Origin of the sequence: Moorella sp. E308F, from assembly GCF_006538365.1 — a bacterium.
Taxonomy (GTDB): Bacteria; Bacillota; DSM-521; order Neomoorellales; family Neomoorellaceae; genus Neomoorella.
On the sequence record NZ_BJKN01000001.1, the window covers coordinates 1,074,903 to 1,094,820 of the forward strand.

The 19,918-nt window shown below is 53.2% G+C and carries 25 protein-coding genes and 1 pseudogene; 24 read left to right on the top strand and 2 right to left on the bottom strand.

Going from position 1 to position 19,918, the window contains the following annotated elements; all coding sequences use genetic code 11:
• Positions 1-411 carry a TadE/TadG family type IV pilus assembly protein gene (locus E308F_RS05350; protein WP_141263876.1) on the top strand — a complete coding sequence of 137 codons (411 nt, stop codon included), beginning with the start codon at positions 1-3 and terminating at the stop codon, positions 409-411.
• Positions 357-1,067: a pilus assembly protein TadG-related protein gene (locus E308F_RS05355; protein ID WP_141263877.1), complete on the top strand. Its 711-nt coding sequence runs from the start codon at positions 357-359 to the stop codon at positions 1,065-1,067. Before E308F_RS05350 ends, E308F_RS05355 begins: the two co-directional genes overlap by 55 nt.
• A 2-nt stretch (positions 1,068-1,069) precedes the next feature.
• Here E308F_RS05355 and E308F_RS16820 read toward each other — a convergent pair whose 3' ends face one another.
• On the bottom strand, positions 1,070-1,390 hold the full coding sequence (locus E308F_RS16820) for a methyltransferase family protein (protein WP_373995951.1): 321 nt from the start codon (positions 1,388-1,390) through the stop codon (positions 1,070-1,072).
• A gap of 27 nt (positions 1,391-1,417) precedes the next feature.
• Here E308F_RS16820 and E308F_RS16460 point away from each other — a divergent pair, with 27 nt between their 5' ends.
• Both E308F_RS16460 and E308F_RS05365 read left to right on the top strand, forming a co-directional pair.
• Positions 1,418-1,840 carry a hypothetical protein gene (locus E308F_RS16460; protein WP_245907840.1) on the top strand — a complete coding sequence of 141 codons (423 nt, stop codon included), beginning with the start codon at positions 1,418-1,420 and terminating at the stop codon, positions 1,838-1,840.
• Positions 1,841-1,915: 75 nt separating this feature from the next.
• The gene (locus E308F_RS05365) at positions 1,916-2,881 is read left to right on the top strand and encodes a TlpA family protein disulfide reductase (protein WP_141263878.1); all 966 of its coding nucleotides are present in this window, start codon (positions 1,916-1,918) and stop codon (positions 2,879-2,881) included.
• A 133-nt stretch (positions 2,882-3,014) separates the two neighbouring features.
• Here the strand turns inward: E308F_RS05365 and E308F_RS16825 are convergent, their stop codons facing one another.
• On the bottom strand, positions 3,015-3,683 hold the full coding sequence (locus E308F_RS16825; protein ID WP_141263879.1) for a methyltransferase family protein: 669 nt from the start codon (positions 3,681-3,683) through the stop codon (positions 3,015-3,017).
• Positions 3,684-3,882: 199 nt separating this feature from the next.
• Between E308F_RS16825 and E308F_RS05375 the strand changes: the two genes are divergently transcribed.
• The 20 genes and pseudogenes from E308F_RS05375 to E308F_RS05460 all read left to right on the top strand — a co-directional run.
• Entirely contained in the window at positions 3,883-4,410 is a 528-nt protein-coding gene (locus E308F_RS05375) for a prepilin peptidase (RefSeq protein ID WP_141263880.1), read from the top strand.
• A 12-nt stretch (positions 4,411-4,422) separates the two neighbouring features.
• The gene (gene cpaB, locus E308F_RS05380) at positions 4,423-5,103 is read left to right on the top strand and encodes a Flp pilus assembly protein CpaB (protein ID WP_141263881.1); all 681 of its coding nucleotides are present in this window, start codon (positions 4,423-4,425) and stop codon (positions 5,101-5,103) included.
• Positions 5,104-5,113: 10 nt separating this feature from the next.
• Complete coding sequence (locus E308F_RS05385) at positions 5,114-6,481, top strand: CpaF family protein (RefSeq protein ID WP_141263882.1); 1,368 nt, start codon at positions 5,114-5,116, stop codon at positions 6,479-6,481.
• Positions 6,481-7,428, top strand: coding sequence for a type II secretion system F family protein (locus E308F_RS05390; protein ID WP_141263883.1), 948 nt, complete (start codon positions 6,481-6,483; stop codon positions 7,426-7,428). The genes E308F_RS05385 and E308F_RS05390 overlap by 1 nt, the downstream gene beginning before the upstream one ends.
• Entirely contained in the window at positions 7,425-8,210 is a 786-nt protein-coding gene (locus E308F_RS05395; protein WP_141263884.1) for a hypothetical protein, read from the top strand. The genes E308F_RS05390 and E308F_RS05395 overlap by 4 nt, the downstream gene beginning before the upstream one ends.
• 26 nt (positions 8,211-8,236) lie before the next feature.
• Positions 8,237-8,506, top strand: coding sequence for a hypothetical protein (locus tag E308F_RS05400; protein WP_141263885.1), 270 nt, complete (start codon positions 8,237-8,239; stop codon positions 8,504-8,506).
• A gap of 62 nt (positions 8,507-8,568) precedes the next feature.
• Positions 8,569-8,781 (top strand): hypothetical protein, encoded by a 213-nt coding sequence (locus E308F_RS05405; protein ID WP_141263886.1) that lies wholly within the window; start codon positions 8,569-8,571, stop codon positions 8,779-8,781.
• Positions 8,782-8,801: 20 nt separating this feature from the next.
• Positions 8,802-9,338: a prepilin peptidase gene (locus E308F_RS05410; RefSeq protein ID WP_216364450.1), complete on the top strand. Its 537-nt coding sequence runs from the start codon at positions 8,802-8,804 to the stop codon at positions 9,336-9,338.
• On the top strand, positions 9,339-9,524 hold the full coding sequence (locus E308F_RS15735; RefSeq protein WP_172613837.1) for a type II secretion system protein: 186 nt from the start codon (positions 9,339-9,341) through the stop codon (positions 9,522-9,524).
• Between the two features lie 32 nt (positions 9,525-9,556).
• A complete protein-coding gene (locus E308F_RS15740) occupies positions 9,557-9,955 on the top strand; it encodes a hypothetical protein (RefSeq protein WP_216364451.1) in 399 nt (132 codons plus the stop codon).
• Between the two features lie 30 nt (positions 9,956-9,985).
• Positions 9,986-10,627 carry a TadE/TadG family type IV pilus assembly protein gene (locus E308F_RS05420; protein WP_141263889.1) on the top strand — a complete coding sequence of 214 codons (642 nt, stop codon included), beginning with the start codon at positions 9,986-9,988 and terminating at the stop codon, positions 10,625-10,627.
• Positions 10,624-11,355, top strand: a complete 732-nt coding sequence (locus E308F_RS05425) for a hypothetical protein (RefSeq protein WP_172613839.1) — start codon at positions 10,624-10,626, stop codon at positions 11,353-11,355. Before E308F_RS05420 ends, E308F_RS05425 begins: the two co-directional genes overlap by 4 nt.
• A 1,081-nt stretch (positions 11,356-12,436) precedes the next feature.
• A pseudogene (locus E308F_RS16830) lies at positions 12,437-12,724 on the top strand (fibronectin type III domain-containing protein); the annotation flags it as partial.
• Positions 12,725-12,841: 117 nt separating this feature from the next.
• Entirely contained in the window at positions 12,842-14,377 is a 1,536-nt protein-coding gene (locus E308F_RS16465; protein ID WP_253260397.1) for a hypothetical protein, read from the top strand.
• A 105-nt stretch (positions 14,378-14,482) separates the two neighbouring features.
• Positions 14,483-15,406, top strand: a complete 924-nt coding sequence (locus tag E308F_RS05435; protein WP_141263891.1) for a hypothetical protein — start codon at positions 14,483-14,485, stop codon at positions 15,404-15,406.
• Positions 15,407-15,515: 109 nt separating this feature from the next.
• On the top strand, positions 15,516-17,648 hold the full coding sequence (locus E308F_RS05440; RefSeq protein ID WP_253260398.1) for a hypothetical protein: 2,133 nt from the start codon (positions 15,516-15,518) through the stop codon (positions 17,646-17,648).
• Positions 17,649-17,720: 72 nt separating this feature from the next.
• Positions 17,721-18,770 (top strand): ParM/StbA family protein, encoded by a 1,050-nt coding sequence (locus tag E308F_RS05445; protein ID WP_216364452.1) that lies wholly within the window; start codon positions 17,721-17,723, stop codon positions 18,768-18,770.
• Positions 18,771-18,876: 106 nt separating this feature from the next.
• A complete protein-coding gene (locus tag E308F_RS05450) occupies positions 18,877-19,134 on the top strand; it encodes a hypothetical protein (RefSeq protein ID WP_141263893.1) in 258 nt (85 codons plus the stop codon).
• An 18-nt stretch (positions 19,135-19,152) separates the two neighbouring features.
• Positions 19,153-19,467 (top strand): hypothetical protein, encoded by a 315-nt coding sequence (locus E308F_RS05455; RefSeq protein WP_141263894.1) that lies wholly within the window; start codon positions 19,153-19,155, stop codon positions 19,465-19,467.
• On the top strand, positions 19,433-19,918 hold a 486-nt coding region (locus E308F_RS05460), incomplete at its 3' end, for an EAL domain-containing protein (RefSeq protein ID WP_216364453.1). The genes E308F_RS05455 and E308F_RS05460, both read left to right, overlap by 35 nt.

Sequence of the window (19,918 nt, forward strand, 5' to 3'; positions counted from 1 at the left end):
ATGCTGAAGCGTCTTTATAAAGACTGCCGGGGCCCGGTGATGCTGGAGTTCGTCCTTTCCTGCATTTTGCTCATCGTCATTTTAATGGGAATCGTAAACGTGTCTCTCCTGCTCAAAGACAAACTGGGGGCGGTAGCGGCGGCAAGGGAAGCTGGCCGCACTTATGCCGTGACTCTGAACATAAGTAAGGCATCCCAGGTGGGGTATGAAGTTTTAAGCGCGGCAGGAATAAACCCTGCCAGGGCGCAGGTAGTTCTTACACCTAACTCTCCCGGACAAAACCTGGTGACCGCCCAGGTCGCCTGCAATTCTCCAGTTTTCCTGCCTGGAATAACGGCGCTTTTAGGAGGTGCTCCATGGGAAAAGAGCATACAGGTGACCGGTTCCGCGGTATTCAGATACGAGCCTTGAAAAAGGATGAGCACGGCGCAATACTGCTGATGACTGTCTTGCTCCTGGCCATTCTTCTCCTTTTGGCTGGCCTGGCTACCGACTTTGCCAGGCTTTACGTGGCCAGGGAAGAGCTCCAGACGGCGGTGGACGCAGCGGCCCTGGCCGGGTCCAGGCAGGGAGTACGCTATGTGACCATTACCGTGGGATATGGCCATTGCGAGACATGCTGCGGCCTTGACGGGTGTTCCTGCTGCTGCGTATGCGATCCCCCGGTAACCCTGACCGGACCGGAAAAGGATTTGGTTGAAAAAGGGGGTTGGAAGCGCGGTACCTGCTGTGACCGTTTTTTGGGTTATGAAAAGAGGTGGATTGAATATCCATCCAATACTACTGCGGTTGCCAGTACAGTCCTGGATATAAACTGGCCGCGGTTTATGAGTCCGGAATACGGTGGCGGCAAGTTGAGCGACAAGATAGAGATATATGACAGCGGACCGTATTCCCCTTCGGTTGTGGCCAGGGCTGCCGGTATGATTAAAACGACGTTTCTCAAGTTGGCCGGCATTAAGGATGTAAGTTCGAGCCGCTGCTCGCAGGCGGGCACTTTTTATTCGGTTATAAGAAACGGCTGGCTCCTGGGCAGGAACAGCGCTCCCATGGATGCCTGCCGGTGATTTTAACTACCATAGGTTTTTTGTAGAAACCTTATTATACTACGCGCTGTAGGAAATAGCATTGGTGTCGAAGAAGCGTAAGACAGATATGAATCCTTTGTCTCCCCGTCTGCAAGGAGCGTTTCTTCTAGCATTGCCCTTTGAATAGCCCAGAATACTGTGGGGGTGGTTAGCAATAGCCCAATAAATACCCTGCCCGTAGTAAGGCTCATTCCAAGATGAAGCAATATGTATGCAAGATAAATAGGGTGCCGTACTAATTGATATGGTCCATCGGATACTATGGTTTGTCGCTCTAATATCGCTGGTTCAGCATGGAACATTTGTTTAAGGGTAAGGAGAGAATGTAAATGCAAAAGCAATCCGACGTTTATCAGCCAGAAAGAAAAGCGAAGTATATTTCCCCTGTAGATAATTCCTTTGCAGGTTGCAAAGAACAACCCCAAAGTACATATCAGGCCCAAAGTAAATATGGTAGATACCCACCATTTTACATCCGTGCGTTTAAGAAAAACCTTTTTTTGATGACTATAACGAAACATTATTATAGGACTAATAATGATCAAAATCGTGAGCACCAAGAGGACAATAGGCATAGGAACGATCAAGGGGATTATGACCACAAAAGGCCACAAAATCTTAAACAATTATCAAAACGCCTCCTTGAATGGATATCAGTATATGACATTTTGATAGGATGGGCACTTCTTTGCGCGGGTGTTTCTTTTATTATCTTGGTTTACTGTTACTATCTTCTTAAAGCAATGTTATAGAGCAGATAAGAAACTTTTTTATTTTTAATACTCCTATTAAGACCTTTTTCCTGCCAAAATTAGGGGGAATACAAAATGCTTTCTGGATTAATTTACCTGCTTTTAACTCTGGGTTCTTTTTGCTTATGGTCAATCGGTTTTAACCCTTATAGTTGCCCATCCTCGGCCTGCAGTGCCGTAAGCTATATCTTCGGCCGCCCCCTGCTTCTCTGGGGGGCGGCTTATTATTCCCTCTCCGCCGTCCTCTGCTTCGGCGGTTTTACTGCGACTAAAAAGAAGGCCGCACTTCCAATTATCTACGGTGGGGCGGCCGCCCATGCCTTACTTCTTTTCCTGGCCTGGCGGGGGACGGGGAAGCTCTGCCCTGTCTGTCTGAAATTCCTGCTGGTAGAAGTCCTTCTGGCTGTTTATGTTACGATTTACCCTCCCAGGCGCGTTTTTCTGGTGCCTGCCGTTCTTGCTGGGGCCGGGCTGATAATGGTTGCAGGCCTTTTGGCTTTTAATCCCCGGGTGGTCCCTGCCGCGGCCGCGCCTGCTGTGCCGCCGGCGAAAGTCATTTCTTCCGTACCGGCTGAAAAAGGGGAGACGGCTAGTCTGCCAAAGCAGGACTTTGTAGAAAAAAAGATATCAACAGGCTCAAAAAGCCTTCCATCCAGCGTTAAAACTGATACAAATAAGCATTCCGGCCTTGTGGTCACAACAATGGATAACAGGCCGGTAACCCTGGACCTTGCCGCGCGCCCGGCTCTCTTTGTCGCCTGGTGGTGCCCACACTGCGACGAGGCCCTGCAGGAGATGGCGCAGCTGCCGGAAGGTAGGCGGCCTTACCTGGTATTTACTTATTTGCGGGGAAATGATCAGGGAGAGATTGAAGCGAAGCTTAAAAGAAACGGATTAGAAGGGGTAACGATTTACCTGGCTTCAAAGCCGCCTGAAGGCGTTAAGGGGGTTCCCGCCCTGGTGTTCCTGGATAACGGCCAGGTAAGCCAAGCCGAGGGGGCTAAAGCCATTGAGGAAGAATTAATTGGGGATACAAAATAGGTTACTAGGGAGGAAAAAGGTCGCGATGGAAACCTGGGGTAAGCTTTTTTAGCTACAGCAGCAGCGATTATAGTCTATTATCCTGCCTTTCCTTGCCGTATGGTTTCTTTATGTTTGTAGAGGTAGGGATAAGTTATTCCTTCAAATACTTGACAATCGTTTTCCAGGTTGGCACGAACATGGGAGTAGTATGGCTGTAAGAAAGATAAGTTACGCGGGTATTTTCACAATTCAAAAGTAGTTTTTCCTCACGGATTGCTCGGCTTTTATATGCCCAAAATGTTATAAGACCACACGTTATCGCAAATATGTAACTGTCGGCTACTAAGGAAGATCCACCATAAAAATTTATATACCCGAGATAAATTGGATGGCGAACTAAAACATAGGGTCCCTTATTTACAATTACGTGATTCCTGTAAATACCGGCTCCATCGTAAAACATGTTTCCTAGAGTAAGTTTCGCGTCAATTATCAAAACTAAAGCCGATTCTGCCAATATACTTCCTATCGTACTTACAAAGGTCCTTGATGCAAAGAAAAAGTTAACAAAGCCGTACCTTTGAATATCAAGGAAAAAAACCCAATATAAAATGATTGTTGCTATCAAGTTTAAAAGAAAAACGTAGAGGGGGTCTTTATGTTGAGCTATAATAAACTTTCGTCCATTTCGTGGAAGGTAAGTATGAATAAAAAGGAAACAAACAGTAAATATAGTAAAAATCAGGTATATAAATCTATAGTACGGAATGATTGGCAATATGAAGACTATAAAAAGGTAAAACAAAACCCTCATCAGCATTCCCTCCAAATTGGGCTAGAAACACTAAGTAATATTGGCATATTGTTAATCATGCTATGGATGTTAATCACATTGCTTAAAGAGATTTCATTTGTTTCCATCATTTCTAGTCTCTTTAGATGATATGGTTTTCTTCTGCGTATGCTAGAAATTCCCTTCTGTTGATAGGAAGAAAAATCATATTTTGGGGGTGGATCAATTGACCTGGCCGGCATGGCTATTTTTTTTAGCAGTCACGCTAGTCGGCGTAACCGACTTTATTAGCCACTACGTCCCTAACTACATTACCCTGCCCTTACTGGGGGCGGGGTTTCTTTATCATGTATGGGCGGGCAACTGGGTTGCAAGCCTTATTGGCGCATCGGCCTGCTTTCTCCTGGGCTTGGCCATGTTCGCCTTCGGCGGCATGGGAGGGGGTGATGTCAAGCTCATGGCCGCCATCGGGGCCTGGCTGGGGTTACACGGCGCCCTGGCCGTTATCTTTGTAGCTTCCTGCATCGGGGCAGTTTGGGGATTGGGCAAGCTGGCAAAGCAGGGGGCTCTCAAAGAGCGCCTGCTCTATTTAATTCAGGGAGCCTATCTTACCTTTGTGGGGGGCATAAAAGGAGCCCTGGCGCTAGAAAGAATACCCGAAGATATAAACGCTCCTATACCCGAAGATGCCATTCCTTTTGGGACCTGCCTGGCGGCCGGGTTGTGGGTGTTTATGTTTCTGGCTTCATTTTAGCGTGGGAGGTGGTTGAAAATCTTCGGCAGGAACAAAAATTACGGTTCCGGGCGTTCGATACCTGTCCCGGTTATCCTGGCCATTATTTTCGGCCTGGGGGTGGCCGTAACTTCGGGGTTATATTACCAGCGGTACATCAACACCCACCAGGCGATGACCCAGGTTATAGTTCCGGCCCACAACATCAACGCCTACAGCCTGATCAAAGCCGGCGATCTTACCTGGCGACAGGTACCGGTGGGCGCCGTTGAGCCTGGAACGGCGCGAAAACCGGACGATCTGATAGGCAAGGTGGCTTTGGCGGAGCTGTACCAGGGCGAGCAGGTGCGCCTGGAACGGGTAGGAGAAGCTGCTAATGAAGACAGGCAGGTGATCGCCGTCAATATCGACCTGGCCAGGAGCGGCGGGGGATATTTCTCTCCCGGAGACCTGGTGGATGTGTACTTTGCGGAGACGGAAAATGTGCCCGGGGCCATCCTGGCAAGCAACGCCAGGCTTCTCCAGTTAGTAGACGCCCAGGGTAACCCTATTGTTCCCAATCAGCAGGCGGGGCTGCTGCAGCAGGCGGCGCAGGCGCCCAGGACCCCGGCCGTCGCCGTGCTTGCGGTAAACCCTTCAGACGTTGCCCAGGTAGTCCGGGGGGCGGCCACCGGGTCGAAAGGGATTGTTCTGGTCAAAAAAATGAAACCGTGAGGTGGAAAAGATGCTTGGCATTTTTAGAGGCAAGAGGGTTGAGAAAGCGGAGGAAAAAGAGAAGAGACAGGAGTTCAGGCTGGGCAAACGCACTTTGAAAGAGGCTACGAAATTCGTCCAGGACGTCATTACCAACAGCGAGGTGTGGGGAGAAGAAGCCTTCCGGCATAAAGAAATACTTGAAGACGCCCAGGCAGGGCTACCCGGGGCGATAGAAAAGGCCAGGAAGCTTATACAAGAAATCCTGGAAAAGTACCAGGTGGAAGTAGAGGGGATGACGAGGGAGCAACTGGCCAGGGAAATATTCAGCTATGCCTGGGGGCTGGACGTGCTGGAGCCGGTGTACTACGACCCCGAAGTGGATGAGATCCGGGTCAACAGTCCTTCCGCCGTTTTTATCCAGAAGCGAGGTAAAAACTTAAAGACCGGCATTAAATTTAAAGATACCGAGCACGTCAAAAAGATCATCGCAAGGCTCCTGTTCCACGACCGGGGCGTGGCCCTGACGGCCTCAACGCCCATAGTCGAGTCCATCCGCAAGGACGGCACCAGGCTGACGGCCACCTGCCCGCCCGTAACCCGGGAGTGGACCATGGTCTTAAGGAAGCACGACACTTTCAAGATGACCCCGGAAAACCTCATCAGGGCAGGCACTTTGAACCAGGAACTGCTGGACCTCTTGATCACCCTGGTCAAGGGCCGGGCCAACATCCTTATCTCCGGCGGCGTCGGCAGCGGCAAAACTTCCTTGATGCGCTTTTTGATCAACTATATCCCCGAGGCATTGCGATTAGTAACTCTGGAAACAGACGTGGAACTGCGCCTATGTGAGCACTACTGCGGCCGGGACATAATCGAGCTTGAGGAACACGCCGATTTAAACTGCGATATGAAAAAGCTTTTCCGGACGACCCTGCGTTACTCTCCGGACATCATCATGGTGGGCGAGATCCGGGGTATGGGCGAGGCGGTGGAGGCCATCAAAGCCTGCACCCGGGGCCATCACGGCTCCATGGCGACGATCCATTTCAGTTCGCCATATGAAGCCGTGACTGGCTGCGCCAAGATGATGCTGGAGGAAGGACTGAACCTTTCCCTGGAGATAGCCGAGACCTGGGTGGCCGACGCTTTTGATGTGATTATCCAGATGTTCGCCGACACCACCAAAGGGATGAAAAAGATCGTCCAGGTCACCGAAGTGTGGACGGAGAAGGCAGGCGTCAAGTTTCGCGATCTTGTCGTCTGGCGGCCCGGCAAATATGACTATTTTGACGGCGACTGGGAATTTGTCAACCCTCCCAGCGAGCGCTTGAAGGAGAAGCTGCGCATGTTCGGGGTAAACATTTCCCAGTTTCTTGCCAGGGCGGGGGTGGCCTGATGGACTACCTGCGGCTTGCCGCGGCAGCCGTTTTTGGTGCCGGGCTGGGTTTGAGCGCCGGCGTTTTCAGCTACTATATCCTGCGCCTGGCGAAAATTCCGCACCTGGCCCTGCCGCGGCGGGAAAGGGAGGAAATGCCGCTGGTCCTGCGCCGTTTTTTGAACAAAGAGAATGAGGAAGACGAACTTCCTCCGTGGCTGAAGCGCTGGTCGGAAAGGACAAGCTTTATGCTCAAGCGCTCGGGAGTACGGGTCCCAGTGATGCGCTATCTAGTTGGGCTCCTGGTCGGTGGTGTTGGTGGCTTTGTTGCCGGCGTAATCCTGATGAAAAACCTGCCGGCGGCCGTTATCCTGGCCCTGGTCATCGCCCTGGCCCCGGACGTGGTGCTTATCGGCCGGGTGCAGAACAGGCGCAACAAAATCATCGAGCAGCTGGCGGCGGCTGTAAGAATTTTTGCCGCCGAGTTCGGCGACACGCCCCAGGTGCCCCGGGCTTTAAGCATTACCGCGAGGAAGGTGCCTTCTCCCCTGGGGGATATCTTGCGGCAGGCCGACACGGACCTGGCGGCCGGGAAAAGCATAGACGAAGTTTGTCTTTTCCTTATGAAAGAGCTGGACTTTGAATACGGCAGGATGTTCGTCCAGCTTTTAAGGCTTGCCTGGGACGACGCGGCCGTGCGGCCGCTGTTTACCCGCCTGGCCGGGCGGATCGCCAATCTCCAGGGTCTAATTTACAAAAACGCTTCCGGTATGGCCTACGGCAGGTTTATGGGGATGCTGGTCAATGCCCTGATCCTGCCGGAGTTTTTGCTCATGCGTTCCCTGATCCCCGAAACGGGATATTTCCTGGTCTACAACCCCATCGGCAGGCTCCTGGTGGTGGTCTGCTTCCTGTCCATCCTGGTGGGGATGCTTCTAGACCGGGCGTTGAGCGGGGTGGAAACGTGACCCTTGTTTTGCCTGCCCTTTTTGGTGGCGGTGTTGGCCTGGCGGCGGGGGCCTTGTTCCTGCTTGTCGCCCGCCTTACCCCTTCGGCTAAACTTGCAGCCCGGCTGTCCAGCCTGGTAGGGCCAGAGCGGCAAAAGATAGGGGTTAAAGTTAAAAGGGAAGCCCCTGCGGGCGAACGCTGGACTGTCGTTTTCGCCTTTGGAGGGGCTGTTTTTTCCGCGTTGATTGTCGCCAAAATGCCTTATGTTCTGGTAGCCGTCCCGGTAGGCGCTGCCCTGGGCTTTTTAGCCAGCCGGGTAGCTGTCAGACTTTACCAAAGCCGTACCCATTTCCAGAGGCTCAGGGAAGCTGCGGTGCTGTATGAAAGCATCGACCTCTTTACCCGGGCGGGGTTCACTCCCCGCCAGGCCATGGAATTAAGCCTGCCGCTGCTTACCCTTTTAAGGCCGGCGGTGGAGAAGTGCATCGCCAGCTGGAGCGGCGGCGCTTTGAGGGCCATTGAGCAGCTGGGCAGCGACATCGGCCTTAAAGAGGCTGATGTTCTGATTGCAGTCTTGATGCAAATAGTGGAAGGAGGGGTGGCGAAACTCACGGGGGTAATGGAAGAAGAAGCGCTTCGCCTGGACGAACTGCGGCAGAGTCTGGGTGAAATGCGGATCGCAGCCAAACCTGTTTACTCGACGGTGTATATCTTCCTGCCGGTAGCCGCACTGGTGGGGATGATGCTGGGGCCCCTGGCCTTCAGGGCCATCAGCATGATCAGCAGTATGCGGGTAGGTTGAAAAACTTAAAGAAAGGGGAATTTGATATGGTTAAAGGTATCGTCGAATTTTTGAAAGGCGAAAGGGGAGCGGTGACTACTGCCGAAATCATCGGTTACACCCTGCTTATAGGCGGGGGGGTGGCCCTCGTGGGCTACGGCGCGACGGCCCTCTTCCGGGGCAAAACCGGGGCTATTTTCAACGCCGTAAAGAGCATGAAGGCGATGAGCGGGGCGGTGAGCGACACCTCGACTTACAGCGCCACCCTTACTACCGATAGCGCCACCGGAATTGCCACGGGTGCCACTGGAAACTAAACTTAACTGCAGGCCCCTCCCTGAAAAGGAGGGGCTTTTCTTTTTTACGGGAGGTGCTTTTAATGTTCAAGGCAGTTAAGAATTTCTTGCTGGGTGAAAGGGGCGCGGTACTAACGATGGAGCATATCATCTGGGCGCTTATTATTGCAGGAGCAACATCGTTTGTCGGCTACGGTGTTTCGGCCGCCCTGCGGGGGCTGGCCGGCAAGAACGTGCTGATTATCAAATGCTCTGATCCAGCCTACGCCAACGACCCGAGGTGCAGCCAGCTATGACTTGGTGGCCAGACTTCATAATGATGGCTGTTGCGGCTACTGCGCTGTATACGGATTTAAAGACCGGCCTGATCAAAAACTGGCTTACCATTCCATTCTTCCTTGCCGGGCTGGTGAAAGCTGTCCTTATCGGTCCCGGCGTACTACCGGCCCTGATGGCCGGGCTGGCTGCCATCCCGGCCACCTTTATCTTTCTAAACCCTGGCGAGGGTGACATCAAGCTGGCCGCCGGCATGGGGGTTTGGCTGGGGCCGGAGCTGCTGCCGGTGTATTTTGTAGGCGCGGGCCTGGCGAGATGGGTTATGGCCCTGGCTGTCAGGCTGAAGATTTATGACTGGAATGTCGCGGCTATGGTGAAAGGCACCTGGATCAGCGAAATCCGTCTGGGGTGTGTGCCGGCCCTGGGATATAAGAACTTCAGGGTGTTTCAACAGGCGGGAGAAATGGCCGGGGCCAATACGGATCTGCCGGTGGTCCCGGGGGCGATATTTGTTTTCGGCGGCGTCCTAGCGGTGGTTTTGTTGCACGTTTACCTTCGCTTGACAGGGGGGATTTAGATGTGGCGGCGCTTAAAAGATTTAAAAAAAGACCAGCGGGGTTTTACATTGCTGGAGGCCTTAATCCTGGGATTGATAGTAGGCGGAGCGGCACTGGCCATAACCGCTGCGTTGAAGGGCCAGTTGGCGGCGACCCACAATTCGGCCGTCAATACTATTCAAAACTTGACGGGCGGCGGCTTTTAAAGGATGTCCGGGGATCTGTCCTGCTGGAATTTTTGATCGTGTTCTTTATCCTGGTATTCCTGACCTTCGGCGCGGTGGATTACTGGGTCATCCTGACCAAGCACCAGTACGCCGAACATCTGGTCAATTACTACCTTCAGCGTATGGAGGTTGAGGGTTACCTCTCAATTGCCGACGAAAACGATTTAAAGGCCAGGTTTAACGCCTTTTCCTGCCCGGTACAGGATATCCAGGGGCCGCGGCAGTCCCAGGGCGCGGCCCGGGTGCTGAGGAATCCGGCCGACATGGATGCCAGTACCCTGTCCCTCCAGGTCACCTGCAGGCCGGAGCCCCAGCCACTGCTTATAGGCAGGATTATAGGCGGAACTGTCCCCAGCGGGTTTACGATTAAGGTAGGCGGTTCGGCCTTGAGCGAACGGGTCAGCCCGTGATCGCGGCCGCGATTGAAATGGGGGATTGACATGCTGAAACGCTTGTTGAAAGACCGGCGCGGTGCGGCATTAATATGGTTCTTGGTCTTTTTACCCGTACTAATGCTGGCGATGGCCTACCTGGCCGACTATACCCAGGCGACCACGGAAAGTGACATTGACGTGCAGCGAGCCCTGGAGATGGCCGTCAGGGCTGCGGCCATGCAGGTGACCCCGGACAGCCAGGCGAATGGGCAACCGCGGATAAACACGGCGGCGGCCCACGCTGTTTTTAGAAGAAAACTTGCCGAAAACTTGGGCCTGGACCCCAATACCCTAACACCTTTAAAAGGTTCGGCTATGAAAACAAGGCCGGACTACGTGCTGGTGGTTTATAACGGCGATGATGCTTATGCCGCCGGCGGGGCGCAGGCGGCTTATAAGTATGTTTTTAGCGGCGGCAGCCTGGGTGGCGGTGTGATGGCAGCCGCCGGGTTTCCTTATATTTTTGGGATCACATCAAGCGATGTACTGCCGAGCGGCGGGGGTACTTTGCAAACTTCTCTGGATATGCCGGGAGTAGTGGCTGTTATTAATACCTCTGTCAATAAGATTTTAGGTAAAACTTCCATCACACCGGTAAGATGGGCGGCGGCGAAAATAGTTTGCCCCAATGGGAGTTGTGGACCATGAGGAAGAAAATTATTTTGCTTACAGCAGTCATGGTGATTGCCGGGCTGCTGTTGACATTGGCGTGGCAGTATACGATGGCCTTGCCGCCCCGGCAAATTGCTAAAACTTACCTCCGCGCCCTGGCTTCCGGGGACGTGGCGGGGGCGAAGGCGGTTTCTACCGGCAGGGCGGCGGAGGCCGCCGGGAAGCTGGAAGGTAAAAACTTTACCGCCCGGGTGGACGAGGTATCTACTTCCCTCCAGGCCCTGGGACGCGGCTGGGCCAGGGTGGGGGCGACGGTGGAATTGACACTCCAGGATGGCACGGCCGACGTGGGGTGGTACGAGCTTGACGTTATGAAGGAAGCTGGCGGCTGGAAGGTTGTTTCTTTTCGTGAAGGTGCGCCTGACCTGTCCGGTTGGAGCTTAGTTTTGGGCAGGGATGGACACGTGGAAGCGGCAAAGGAGGTTTTTGCCGATTACCTGGAGGCTTTGGCGGCGGGAAAGTGGGATGAAGCGGTTAGATATCTAGCTGGGCCGGCCAGGAAGAGCCAGGAGGCCAGCCGGGATATATTGGGTAAAGGCGAGGTAATTAGCAGGATTGAGGGTTTGCAGGCAGGTTTGACTTGGGCAAGAAACAAGGAAATGGCAGTTGGGTTTACTTATAAGGCTGACGGGAGGAATATCTCCGCGGTGGTTCTGTTCTATCAAACTAAAGACGGATGGAAAATAATTGAAATACTTGGTTAAGAAGGACTTCTAGACGTCCAAAACACTTAAACACAAACTAAACTAAGGAACGGTTCTGGAGGGGTATGAAGTGGATAAGATTATGAGAAACAAACTATTCATTGTTGTTTTTCTTAGTATAGTTTTTCTGATGGCGTGTCCATCAGTAAGCGAGGCGCTTACTTGGGCGTGGGGCTCCGTAGAGATTAATCAAATCATCGAAAGACCGGATGGATCGTGCGTGCTAATTGGTCAAGGATATTGGCAGATACTCAACCGCAATATGAGTCTCGGAGCTAGTGGGACATCATCCGCAGCATACAGTGGAATCTTGCTAAATGACGGCCGAGTACTTATGTATCATGGTAAGAACTGGCAGGTCCTCAATACCAACAACACACTGGGTCCTGCTGGTTCAATGGACATAAATGCCGCCCTTTATATAAAGCGGCCGAATGGCGAAATCGTAACAATAGCTAGTAATTATTTTCAAGTGTTATATCCAAACCTCACCAAAGGACCTAAGCAATATCATGATTTGTATCTTAGTTCTACAAGAACAGCCATAGCCAGACCAGACAATTCTGTGGTATTCACTTCAAGAGGCTCTGTAAGAATAATCCAGGCTGACAATAGTGTTATCCCAGGACCAAATTCCAATTTTTACGTTATTGCTATGGATATTTTCCCGGATGGCACTATTGTTGCTGTTGGTGAGGATAGTAACGATGATGGGCAAATTGCACTTATGAACACCAACAATGTCTGGTATTTTAAAAAAGAAGTAGTCGATAACCATGCATTGTCTTATGTAAAGGTTCGTTCGGATAACACGGTTGTTGCTCTAGACCGGGATGGTCTGTGGTTCATCTTTACTAAAGACGGCCAATCTGTGGCATCGGGAAAAGCAGGATCAAATAGTCCGGATTATGAAATAGTGGAAGGCGTTGGAGATGTAACTTATCTTGTCAATACGTATGTGAACTATGAAGGTAAACATGCAGTCATCAACCCTGGACCTTATAATAATGTTACTCTTACGGATTACAACGTTTATTATTATCGTAGCTTGAATGATACATCCTTCGTTCGCTCGGATGGAATGCTCATTGTCACTAAAGATGGGAATATTAGCTATACCAACTTTGCGCCAGGAGCTCCTACCTTTGCAAACCATTCCCAGAGTAGCGTTCAGGTAAGCTGGAGTCCTCCTACCGGTACGGATTCCAGTCGGAAATACCATTTAGAGCTAAGCCTCAATGGAGTTGACGGTTGGACAGAAGTTTATGTGGGCACGGCAACTTCATGCACGGTTTCAGGTTTATCTCCCGGGACCAGGTACTATTTTCGCGTTCGTGCTGAACACCCCGGATGGTACGGTGGATATAGCGCAATAAGTAGCTGTCGTACCGTACCGCCTACTCCGCAAGCGCCGAGCGGAACTACTTCCCGGGTAACCTGGTCTCAAACTGTTGGTCGCAGCAAAGTTGTTCTAACTTGGCCTGGTGTGCAAGGTGCTACGGGTTACAAGGTTTGGGTTTTTGACGGTTATCAATACCGGGCCTTCGACGTTGGGGCAACGACTACCTGGGATTCTTCCCAGGCCAGGATTTATCCGGATCCTAATTGGTTGGCGTCTCAGGCCGATAATAGCATAGGAGCTGATCCGTTTAACCATGCCGGCGGGGGTTTTGATCTACAGGACGATCCCAACATACTCTACTGCAAGACCGTTGGCACGACTTATGATGACCGGCATAACTACTGGTTCAGGATCTCTGCCTACAACGAGTCAGGAGAATCTCCTTACGGTAACGCCTATATGCCAACGCTGCCCAACGCTACGGATAACCAGCAACCGACTGGCTCAATAAATGCCGTATCCCGCGAGGGGCTGGAAAAAACCTATGACACCAGGATAAAGGTTACCGTCAACGTTGGTGACTCTTTAAGCGGCATCTGCCGGGTAGAACTCTCCAACGACGGAGTTAGCTACACAATAAAGTATGAAGCGCCCCTGAACCCGGATAACGGCACCGGGGTAGCGAACTACGCCAACACCTTTGATTGGGACGTTCCTCTCGGTGCAGGGACTAAAGTAGTCTACGCGCGTATTACAGACGCCGTAGGGAACCAGAAAGTGGTTACGGATACCATTGCCCTAGCCGAGGACATGCTTCCGCCGAGCTTGACGCTTACGATAAACGGCGGGGCTGAATCTACCACTTCGGCTATTGTTACCCTAACCCTAAGCGTTCAGGACAACGCTTCCACTACTTCCCAGATGCAGATGCGCTTCTCGAATGACGGCAACCTCTGGTCACCCTGGGAGCCATTTGCCCAGACCAAGATGTGGGATATAACCGCTTCTGCTTACGGTGGCAACACCAATCCGGGCATAAAGAAAGTTTATGCCCAGGTTTGTGACCAGGCCCAGAATGTGACCCTGGCCGTGGCGGAGATAGGCTACAATCCTAACCCGCCGACAGGCACAGTTACCATAGTGGGCGGCTCTTCCGGCACGTGGAACGGCAATGCCGCGCTTTTCACTTCAAGCGACGCCCCAACTCTCAGCTTGGGTTTTTCCGGAGCTACCTACGTGCGGTTTGATCCCGGCACGGGTATCTGGGGAGACTGGGAAGCCTATACTTCCACAAAAAATGTTTACCTGGTCAAGTCTTCCGGCGTGACGCGGCTTCGCGTGCAGGTTAAGGACGCCTACGGAGTCGCATCATCGCCGCAGGAATTTCTGGTGGTGGTAGACCCGACTCCACCGGTTATCCAGTCCTTGCGGGGGTTAAATGGGGCCACTGCTACTACGTCTTATAGCGCAACGTTGGAAATAAGCGTCAAGGATAATATAAGTGGTGTGCTGTACTATCAGTATCAAGTTAACGAGGGCTACCTGTCGTCTTGGGTACCCTTGTCGAAAAACACTATCGTTGTTTCCGGTTTTTCCAGAGGGGCCAACAGGATAACCGTGAACGTAAAAGACCAGGCGGGCAATATTGCATCAGCAAGTACGACCATATTTAAGATTTAACCTATGAAATAAATGTCCCAGTAATATCACACAGCAGCCTCTAAACTTTTGTTTTTGCCTAAAGGCGATGGCTAAACCAGGTAATTATGGAAAGGAGATTCGACCATGAAAAAGGTGATATTTGGGTTTAACTTATGGAGAAAGCTAATGATAATTTTGCTTACTGTTGTTATGGCAAATTTTTTCGTTGCTCCACTTGTTCATGCGGCGATTATACCTTCTACAACAGTATCTTTTACCTGTTCAAGCTTCGATAGCGGGACTATTTACAGCTACAATGCGCCCAATGGTTCTAAGGTCTGGAGGATTTCTGGTGAATCGAGTTTTTCTACTCATTACGGTTTTTTATATGTATATGCAGATGGAAATCTTATAGCTGAGTTTGATGATTATAATCAGTCTTTTGATGTTTCCAATTTATCCGCGAGTAATATTACTGTAATAACACAAAAAACAAGTAAATCTGGCCTAATGGGGATTAAAAATGGGATCATTTATGTAGGTTTTGACGTGGCAGATAACGATGCAGTGAAGGACGCTGGTGGTACAGTACTATCTGCGGCAAGAAACGCTTACAGTGCTGCAGAGGCCGCTAAGAACAGTGCGGCAACTGCCGCTACCAACGCCCAGAACGCTTATAATGCGGCCAACGCAGCTAAAACTTCAGCGGCGGCGGCTGCTGCCAATACAATTTACAACGGCCAATCCGCTGCCTACTGGGCTTACCAGGCGGCCCAAAGCGGTGCAGACACTACGCCGCCGGTAATCCAGAAAGTACAGGGGCTGAATGGAGCCACCTGTACTACTACCGGAACTTTCTCCGTGGTCGTCCAGGCGACTGATAACAGGGCTGGCCAGCTTCAAGCCCGCGCCCAAGTTGACGGGGGTGCATGGACTGGGTGGTACAATATTCCTGGCAACGCAATACCGGTAACCCTCTCATCTTCCGGTGCCCATACTATTACCGTTGAAGTCAAAGATTTGGCTGGAAATACTTCACAAGCAACAATAACGGCATTCAGGATATAGCCATTTCTTATCACCCCGGTTCACCGGGGTTTTTCTTTTGGTTGAGGGGGGGTGATTTTCGACGCGGAAAATTTATCTTGTCCTGGCCGTCCTGGCTGGCGTCCTATTCTTGCGGGCCGGACCGGCGAATGCGGCATCCTGGCAGTACGGCATAACTGCTTCCGACACTCCTGCCACCATTGACAGCTCTGCCACTACGGCAGTCGTGGACACCACCCTGCACGAGATCCGGCTGCCGAAGTACAACGCCAACGCCGCTTCCTTCTGGCCGGACGGCGGGCCGGACTACGTGGTGATGGCCCCTGGGAAGGTGATTCATTACAGCTTCGACGGTACGAAAATGGTGGAGAACACCATCCTTGACGTGTCCTTGTCCTCTAACCCCCTGGCTGTAGCGGCAGGTGACACTTACCCGGACGTGGTGGTGGCCACTAAGGATAAGCTTTATCATTATTCCTTTACGGGTTCCGCGATGATCGAAAACCCGGCCCTTTCGGTTACGGGTCTGGCCGGGGCGGTGGCCGTGGGCGTCCGGCAAGGGGAAGTCGCCGGTCTGGTGGGAAAGTCGGTCAAAGATTTCATGTTCACGGGCTCGGGCATGGTGGAAGTGCCTTACCTGGAGCCTTCCGGGCTGTCGAACCCTATCGACTTTGCCCTGGTGGCCGGGAACTACGATATGGCTGTCCTGGATAACAACCAGGTGCGGTACTTTAATTTCACTGGCTCAAGTCTTACAGAAAATCCTGCCCTGGCTGTGACCGGCCTTTCTTCTCCCGTGGCGATAGCCGCCGCGGGGGAAAAAGACCTGATGGTGATAGACGGTAAGGAGGCGAAGCACTTTTCTTTCGACGGCTCTGCTTTCCGGTACAACGCCGCCCTTTCGGTCACTTCCGGACTCAATAATCCCGTTTGCGTGGCCGTAAGGCCGGGAACTTTCGACCGCATTATCATCGACGGCGACCAGGTGAAATATTACTCGTGGGACGGCACCCAGTTAGTGTATAACCCTGATATGTCCGTTACCGTGGCCGGCCTCTCCAACCTGGGCAGCTACGCCCCTTCGGCGATGGTGGTATCGCAAGCGAAAGACCCGGGCAATAGCGTGGATTACGTCCGGGTGCGGGCCTACGTAAGCGTGCCCGACAAGACTTCGATAACCTTCTCGCTCACCGCCGACGGCGCCACCTGGGCCAAAGTCTGGCGGGTGCGGGGCACGCCATCCGGCCCGGTAGCTGAAGTCACTACCGACAACGGCGCCACCTGGACGGCCATAGGCGACGTTTCGGCAGTTTCTCCTGCTTCTGTTGATACCCGGCTCTGGGCGCAGGTGAATCCCGGCCGGGCCGTAAAGTGGAAGGCCGACCTGGCGACTTCCGACCCGAACGTAACTCCCAAAATAGTAGCTTTTAACGGAGTAGCCGTAGTCTGGGACACGGACGCCAAACCCTACCCGCCGGTGATCGACACCCTTGGGACGTGCTACACTACCACAACGCCCACCCTGACCTGGAGTTTTTCTGACCCCGACCCCGGCGACAGCCAGAGCGCCTTCCAGCTACAGATTGTCCGGGCTTCCGACCTCCAGGTGGTGCTGGACACCGGCAAAGTTATGGGGAGCAGTACCCAGTATACTGTCCCCACCAGCGGGGCGCCGGACGTCCACGGACCGCTGTGGGCCTCCGGCGACTACCGCTTTAAGGTGAGGGTGATGGTGTGGGACCAGGCGGGAGTAGATTCCAACTGGTCTGCCTGGGCTGACATTTGTGTGATGGCTTTTGAGCGGCCCAGGGTGGCCGGGATAGCCAGCCCGCCTCCGGATCAGGCAGCGCCGGATCCGGCCAACCCTTCGACGCACATCCTCATAACTCCGGGTATGACCGCCGCCCAGCTTCCCAGGGTGAAGGCGGGGGCAAAAGTAACCCTGCTGATAGACAGCGTGGGTCCTCTTGACGCGGTTACGGCGGTCTTCCCCTACGAGGCGGGGCATCAGGCCACGATAGGGTCCGGGCCGGTAGCCGCAACGGTTAACGGCACCAACAAGACGTGGCAGGTCGAGATATGGACAGACCCAAGCCTAGAGGTCACGCCCGAGGGCACGGTGGTCACGATGCAGCTTACCGGCACGGGTGCGGCGGGGAGCGCGGCCCTGGACGCGCCGCCCTATGCGGACGGCGTGGTGGTCACCGAAGGGACTGTCTACAACGATTGGTTTGTGGTCTTACAGGGGAGAGATACTTCATAATTGTTAAGCCGGGATAGTGGAGATCCCGGTTTTTTCTTTTAGAAGGCTAAATACTTAAAGGAGCGTGATCTAATGTTTGCAATTCAAACTAATCCCCAACCAATGTCCCTGGCTGCTGCAAAGGCCGTAGGTATAGATGTGGGGTACGGTTTTGTCAAGGCCGTTTCGCCGGTGGCCAGGGTTTCCTTCCCCTCGGTAGTGGCGCCTTATATTGAGGACCCCCTAAGTGGCTTGTTTTACGATGGGACGGGCCACAGGGTACGGGTGCGGAAGGCTAACGGGGAGGTAGAGGAAAAACTTGTCGGCGAGGCGGCCCTGCGATCCCTGGCGGCCACTGCCACCTTAAGCCGGGAGAAACCTGCATCCCTCCATGATCTGATGCTGTTGGCGGCCGCCTACCTGGCGGGCGCCGGGGATAAAGGACCATTTCCCAAACAGGTTGACCTGGCGGTGGGGTTGCCCCTGGCCTATTTCCGCGCCCAGAAGGACGCTTTGAAGAAGCGCCTGGAGGGCCTGGCGGCCTGGGTGAGCGTGGACGGTGGGGAAGAGAGGTATATTAGCTTCGGCAAGGTGCTGGTATTCCCCCAGGGGGCGGGGGTGGTGCTGGCGGGGGATGTAGTCCTGCCCGGGAATGGTTATCTGGGAGTGGTCGATGTGGGAACATACACCATCGACTACCTGCTCTTTGAAGACCGGGGTGATGGTGTCCCCCGCCCCCTACCGGAGGCCTGCGGCAGCCTGGAGGCCGGCGTGAACCTCCTGCACCGCGCCCTGGCGGCCGAGTTCCAGCGCCAGACGGGCGCGCCCCTGGCCCCGTCCATGTACCAGGAGGTTGTTGAAGACGCACTAGCCGGGCGGCCCATTCACTATGCAGGCAAGGATATCCATCTTGAGGAAAAGTTACTAAAGGCCAGGCGCGACGTCGCCCAGGCTATCGCCCAGGGGGTACTGGCCGCCTGGAGCAGCCGGGCCAGCTTTGTGGCCATGACGCTTCTTGCCGGCGGTGGGGCCTGCCTGTTTGGAGAAGAACTTCTGCGGTCCTTGCCGGGGGCGCGGGTGGCTAAGGAACCGCTATTCGCCAATGCTATGGGTTATCTTAAGATGGTTTGTAACAATGATTAAGCCTTGCAATTGCTAATACAACAGGGGTTTTAAAAGAGATTTTGTAACAATAGTGAGTATGTAAGGACATAGCATTCTTTGTTTGTAACAAACGAGGTGAAATATATTGTCCGGTGCCTTGAAACGCCTTAATTTGCAGTTACCACAAAACCATCCCGTATTCTGTTACCCGCCCCGCATCAGGGCTAAAGTGGCCCGGGAATGGCTGGACCTGGGGATGCGCCTGGCGGCCATAGAAGAAAGGTTGGCCAAACTGGAAGAGCGGGGGGCTGTTCCTTCTGCTTCAGGCGCTGACAATGGGGAAGGGAAGAAAATTGACCCTATCAAATTCCGGGAAACCCTGGCGGGGGTTTTTGATTTTTAGGAGAGGTGGTGGCCAGAGGTGGGGGAGAAGAACCCGTTTGTACCAGTACACGTGCAGGTATCAGAACTGGTCCTTATACCTGAGAGCGAAATTATCGTTTTAAAGCCGCCCGGGCAGACGCCCGTGACTGTTTACTATATCGGTCCCGCCCAGATGGAAAAGGTAGAAGAATACTTCGCCAGCAAGTGGAAACTCTACAGCCCCTGGCGGAAAGAAGGTGATTCCCTTGCTCAAAAAAAGCGACGTCGAAGCGGTAATAAGGCACCCCGAAAGGATACGGGTCTACTACCATCCGATAGTGGAACTTACGTCCGGGCGGTTATGGGGGTATGAGGCTTTGGTCCGGGGTGAGGGAATTCTTGCCAAACCGGGGCGGCTCTTTAAAAGCGCCGCGGCCTGGGGGCTTTTGGGCGAGCTGGATACGGTCTGCTTTCTGGCCGCCCTGGCCGGCGGCTACCCGCCGGAGGGGTACTTAAGCGTTAACGTGACGGCGGCAGGGCTGGTTGCTATTGACGCCGGCGCCTATGCGAATCCACGGCTAGTCATCGAGTTAACCGAGTATGGCTTAAGGGATATACAGCAATTAACGGGTACTTTAAGTGCCTGGCGCGGGAATGGCGCCAGGATAGCTATAGACGACGTGGGGCCGGATATAGGCCAGCTTAGGGCGGCCCTGTACCTGCGGCCTGATTTTGTAAAAATAGATCGTTCCCTGGTGCGGGGCTGCGACTGCCATGTTTCTAGCCGCCTGCTGCTGGCCCAGGCCCTGGAGGTATGCCGTTAC

Excerpts from the sequence above, each read along its gene's own strand:
- E308F_RS05350 (WP_141263876.1), top strand. The coding sequence starts at position 1 with ATGCTGAAGCGTCTTTATAAAGACTGCCGGGGCCCGGTGATGCTGGAG.
- E308F_RS05355 (WP_141263877.1), top strand. The coding sequence starts at position 357 with ATGGGAAAAGAGCATACAGGTGACCGGTTCCGCGGTATTCAGATACGA.
- E308F_RS16820 (WP_373995951.1), bottom strand. The coding sequence starts at position 1,390 with ATGTTCCATGCTGAACCAGCGATATTAGAGCGACAAACCATAGTATCC.
- E308F_RS16460 (WP_245907840.1), top strand. The coding sequence starts at position 1,418 with ATGCAAAAGCAATCCGACGTTTATCAGCCAGAAAGAAAAGCGAAGTAT.
- E308F_RS05365 (WP_141263878.1), top strand. The coding sequence starts at position 1,916 with ATGCTTTCTGGATTAATTTACCTGCTTTTAACTCTGGGTTCTTTTTGC.
- E308F_RS16825 (WP_141263879.1), bottom strand. The coding sequence starts at position 3,683 with ATGCTGATGAGGGTTTTGTTTTACCTTTTTATAGTCTTCATATTGCCA.
- E308F_RS05385 (WP_141263882.1), top strand. The coding sequence starts at position 5,114 with ATGCTTGGCATTTTTAGAGGCAAGAGGGTTGAGAAAGCGGAGGAAAAA.
- E308F_RS05390 (WP_141263883.1), top strand. The coding sequence starts at position 6,481 with ATGGACTACCTGCGGCTTGCCGCGGCAGCCGTTTTTGGTGCCGGGCTG.
- E308F_RS05400 (WP_141263885.1), top strand. The coding sequence starts at position 8,237 with ATGGTTAAAGGTATCGTCGAATTTTTGAAAGGCGAAAGGGGAGCGGTG.
- E308F_RS05405 (WP_141263886.1), top strand. The coding sequence starts at position 8,569 with ATGTTCAAGGCAGTTAAGAATTTCTTGCTGGGTGAAAGGGGCGCGGTA.
- E308F_RS05410 (WP_216364450.1), top strand. The coding sequence starts at position 8,802 with ATGATGGCTGTTGCGGCTACTGCGCTGTATACGGATTTAAAGACCGGC.
- E308F_RS15735 (WP_172613837.1), top strand. The coding sequence starts at position 9,339 with ATGTGGCGGCGCTTAAAAGATTTAAAAAAAGACCAGCGGGGTTTTACA.
- E308F_RS05420 (WP_141263889.1), top strand. The coding sequence starts at position 9,986 with ATGCTGAAACGCTTGTTGAAAGACCGGCGCGGTGCGGCATTAATATGG.
- E308F_RS05425 (WP_172613839.1), top strand. The coding sequence starts at position 10,624 with ATGAGGAAGAAAATTATTTTGCTTACAGCAGTCATGGTGATTGCCGGG.
- E308F_RS05435 (WP_141263891.1), top strand. The coding sequence starts at position 14,483 with ATGAAAAAGGTGATATTTGGGTTTAACTTATGGAGAAAGCTAATGATA.
- E308F_RS05445 (WP_216364452.1), top strand. The coding sequence starts at position 17,721 with ATGTTTGCAATTCAAACTAATCCCCAACCAATGTCCCTGGCTGCTGCA.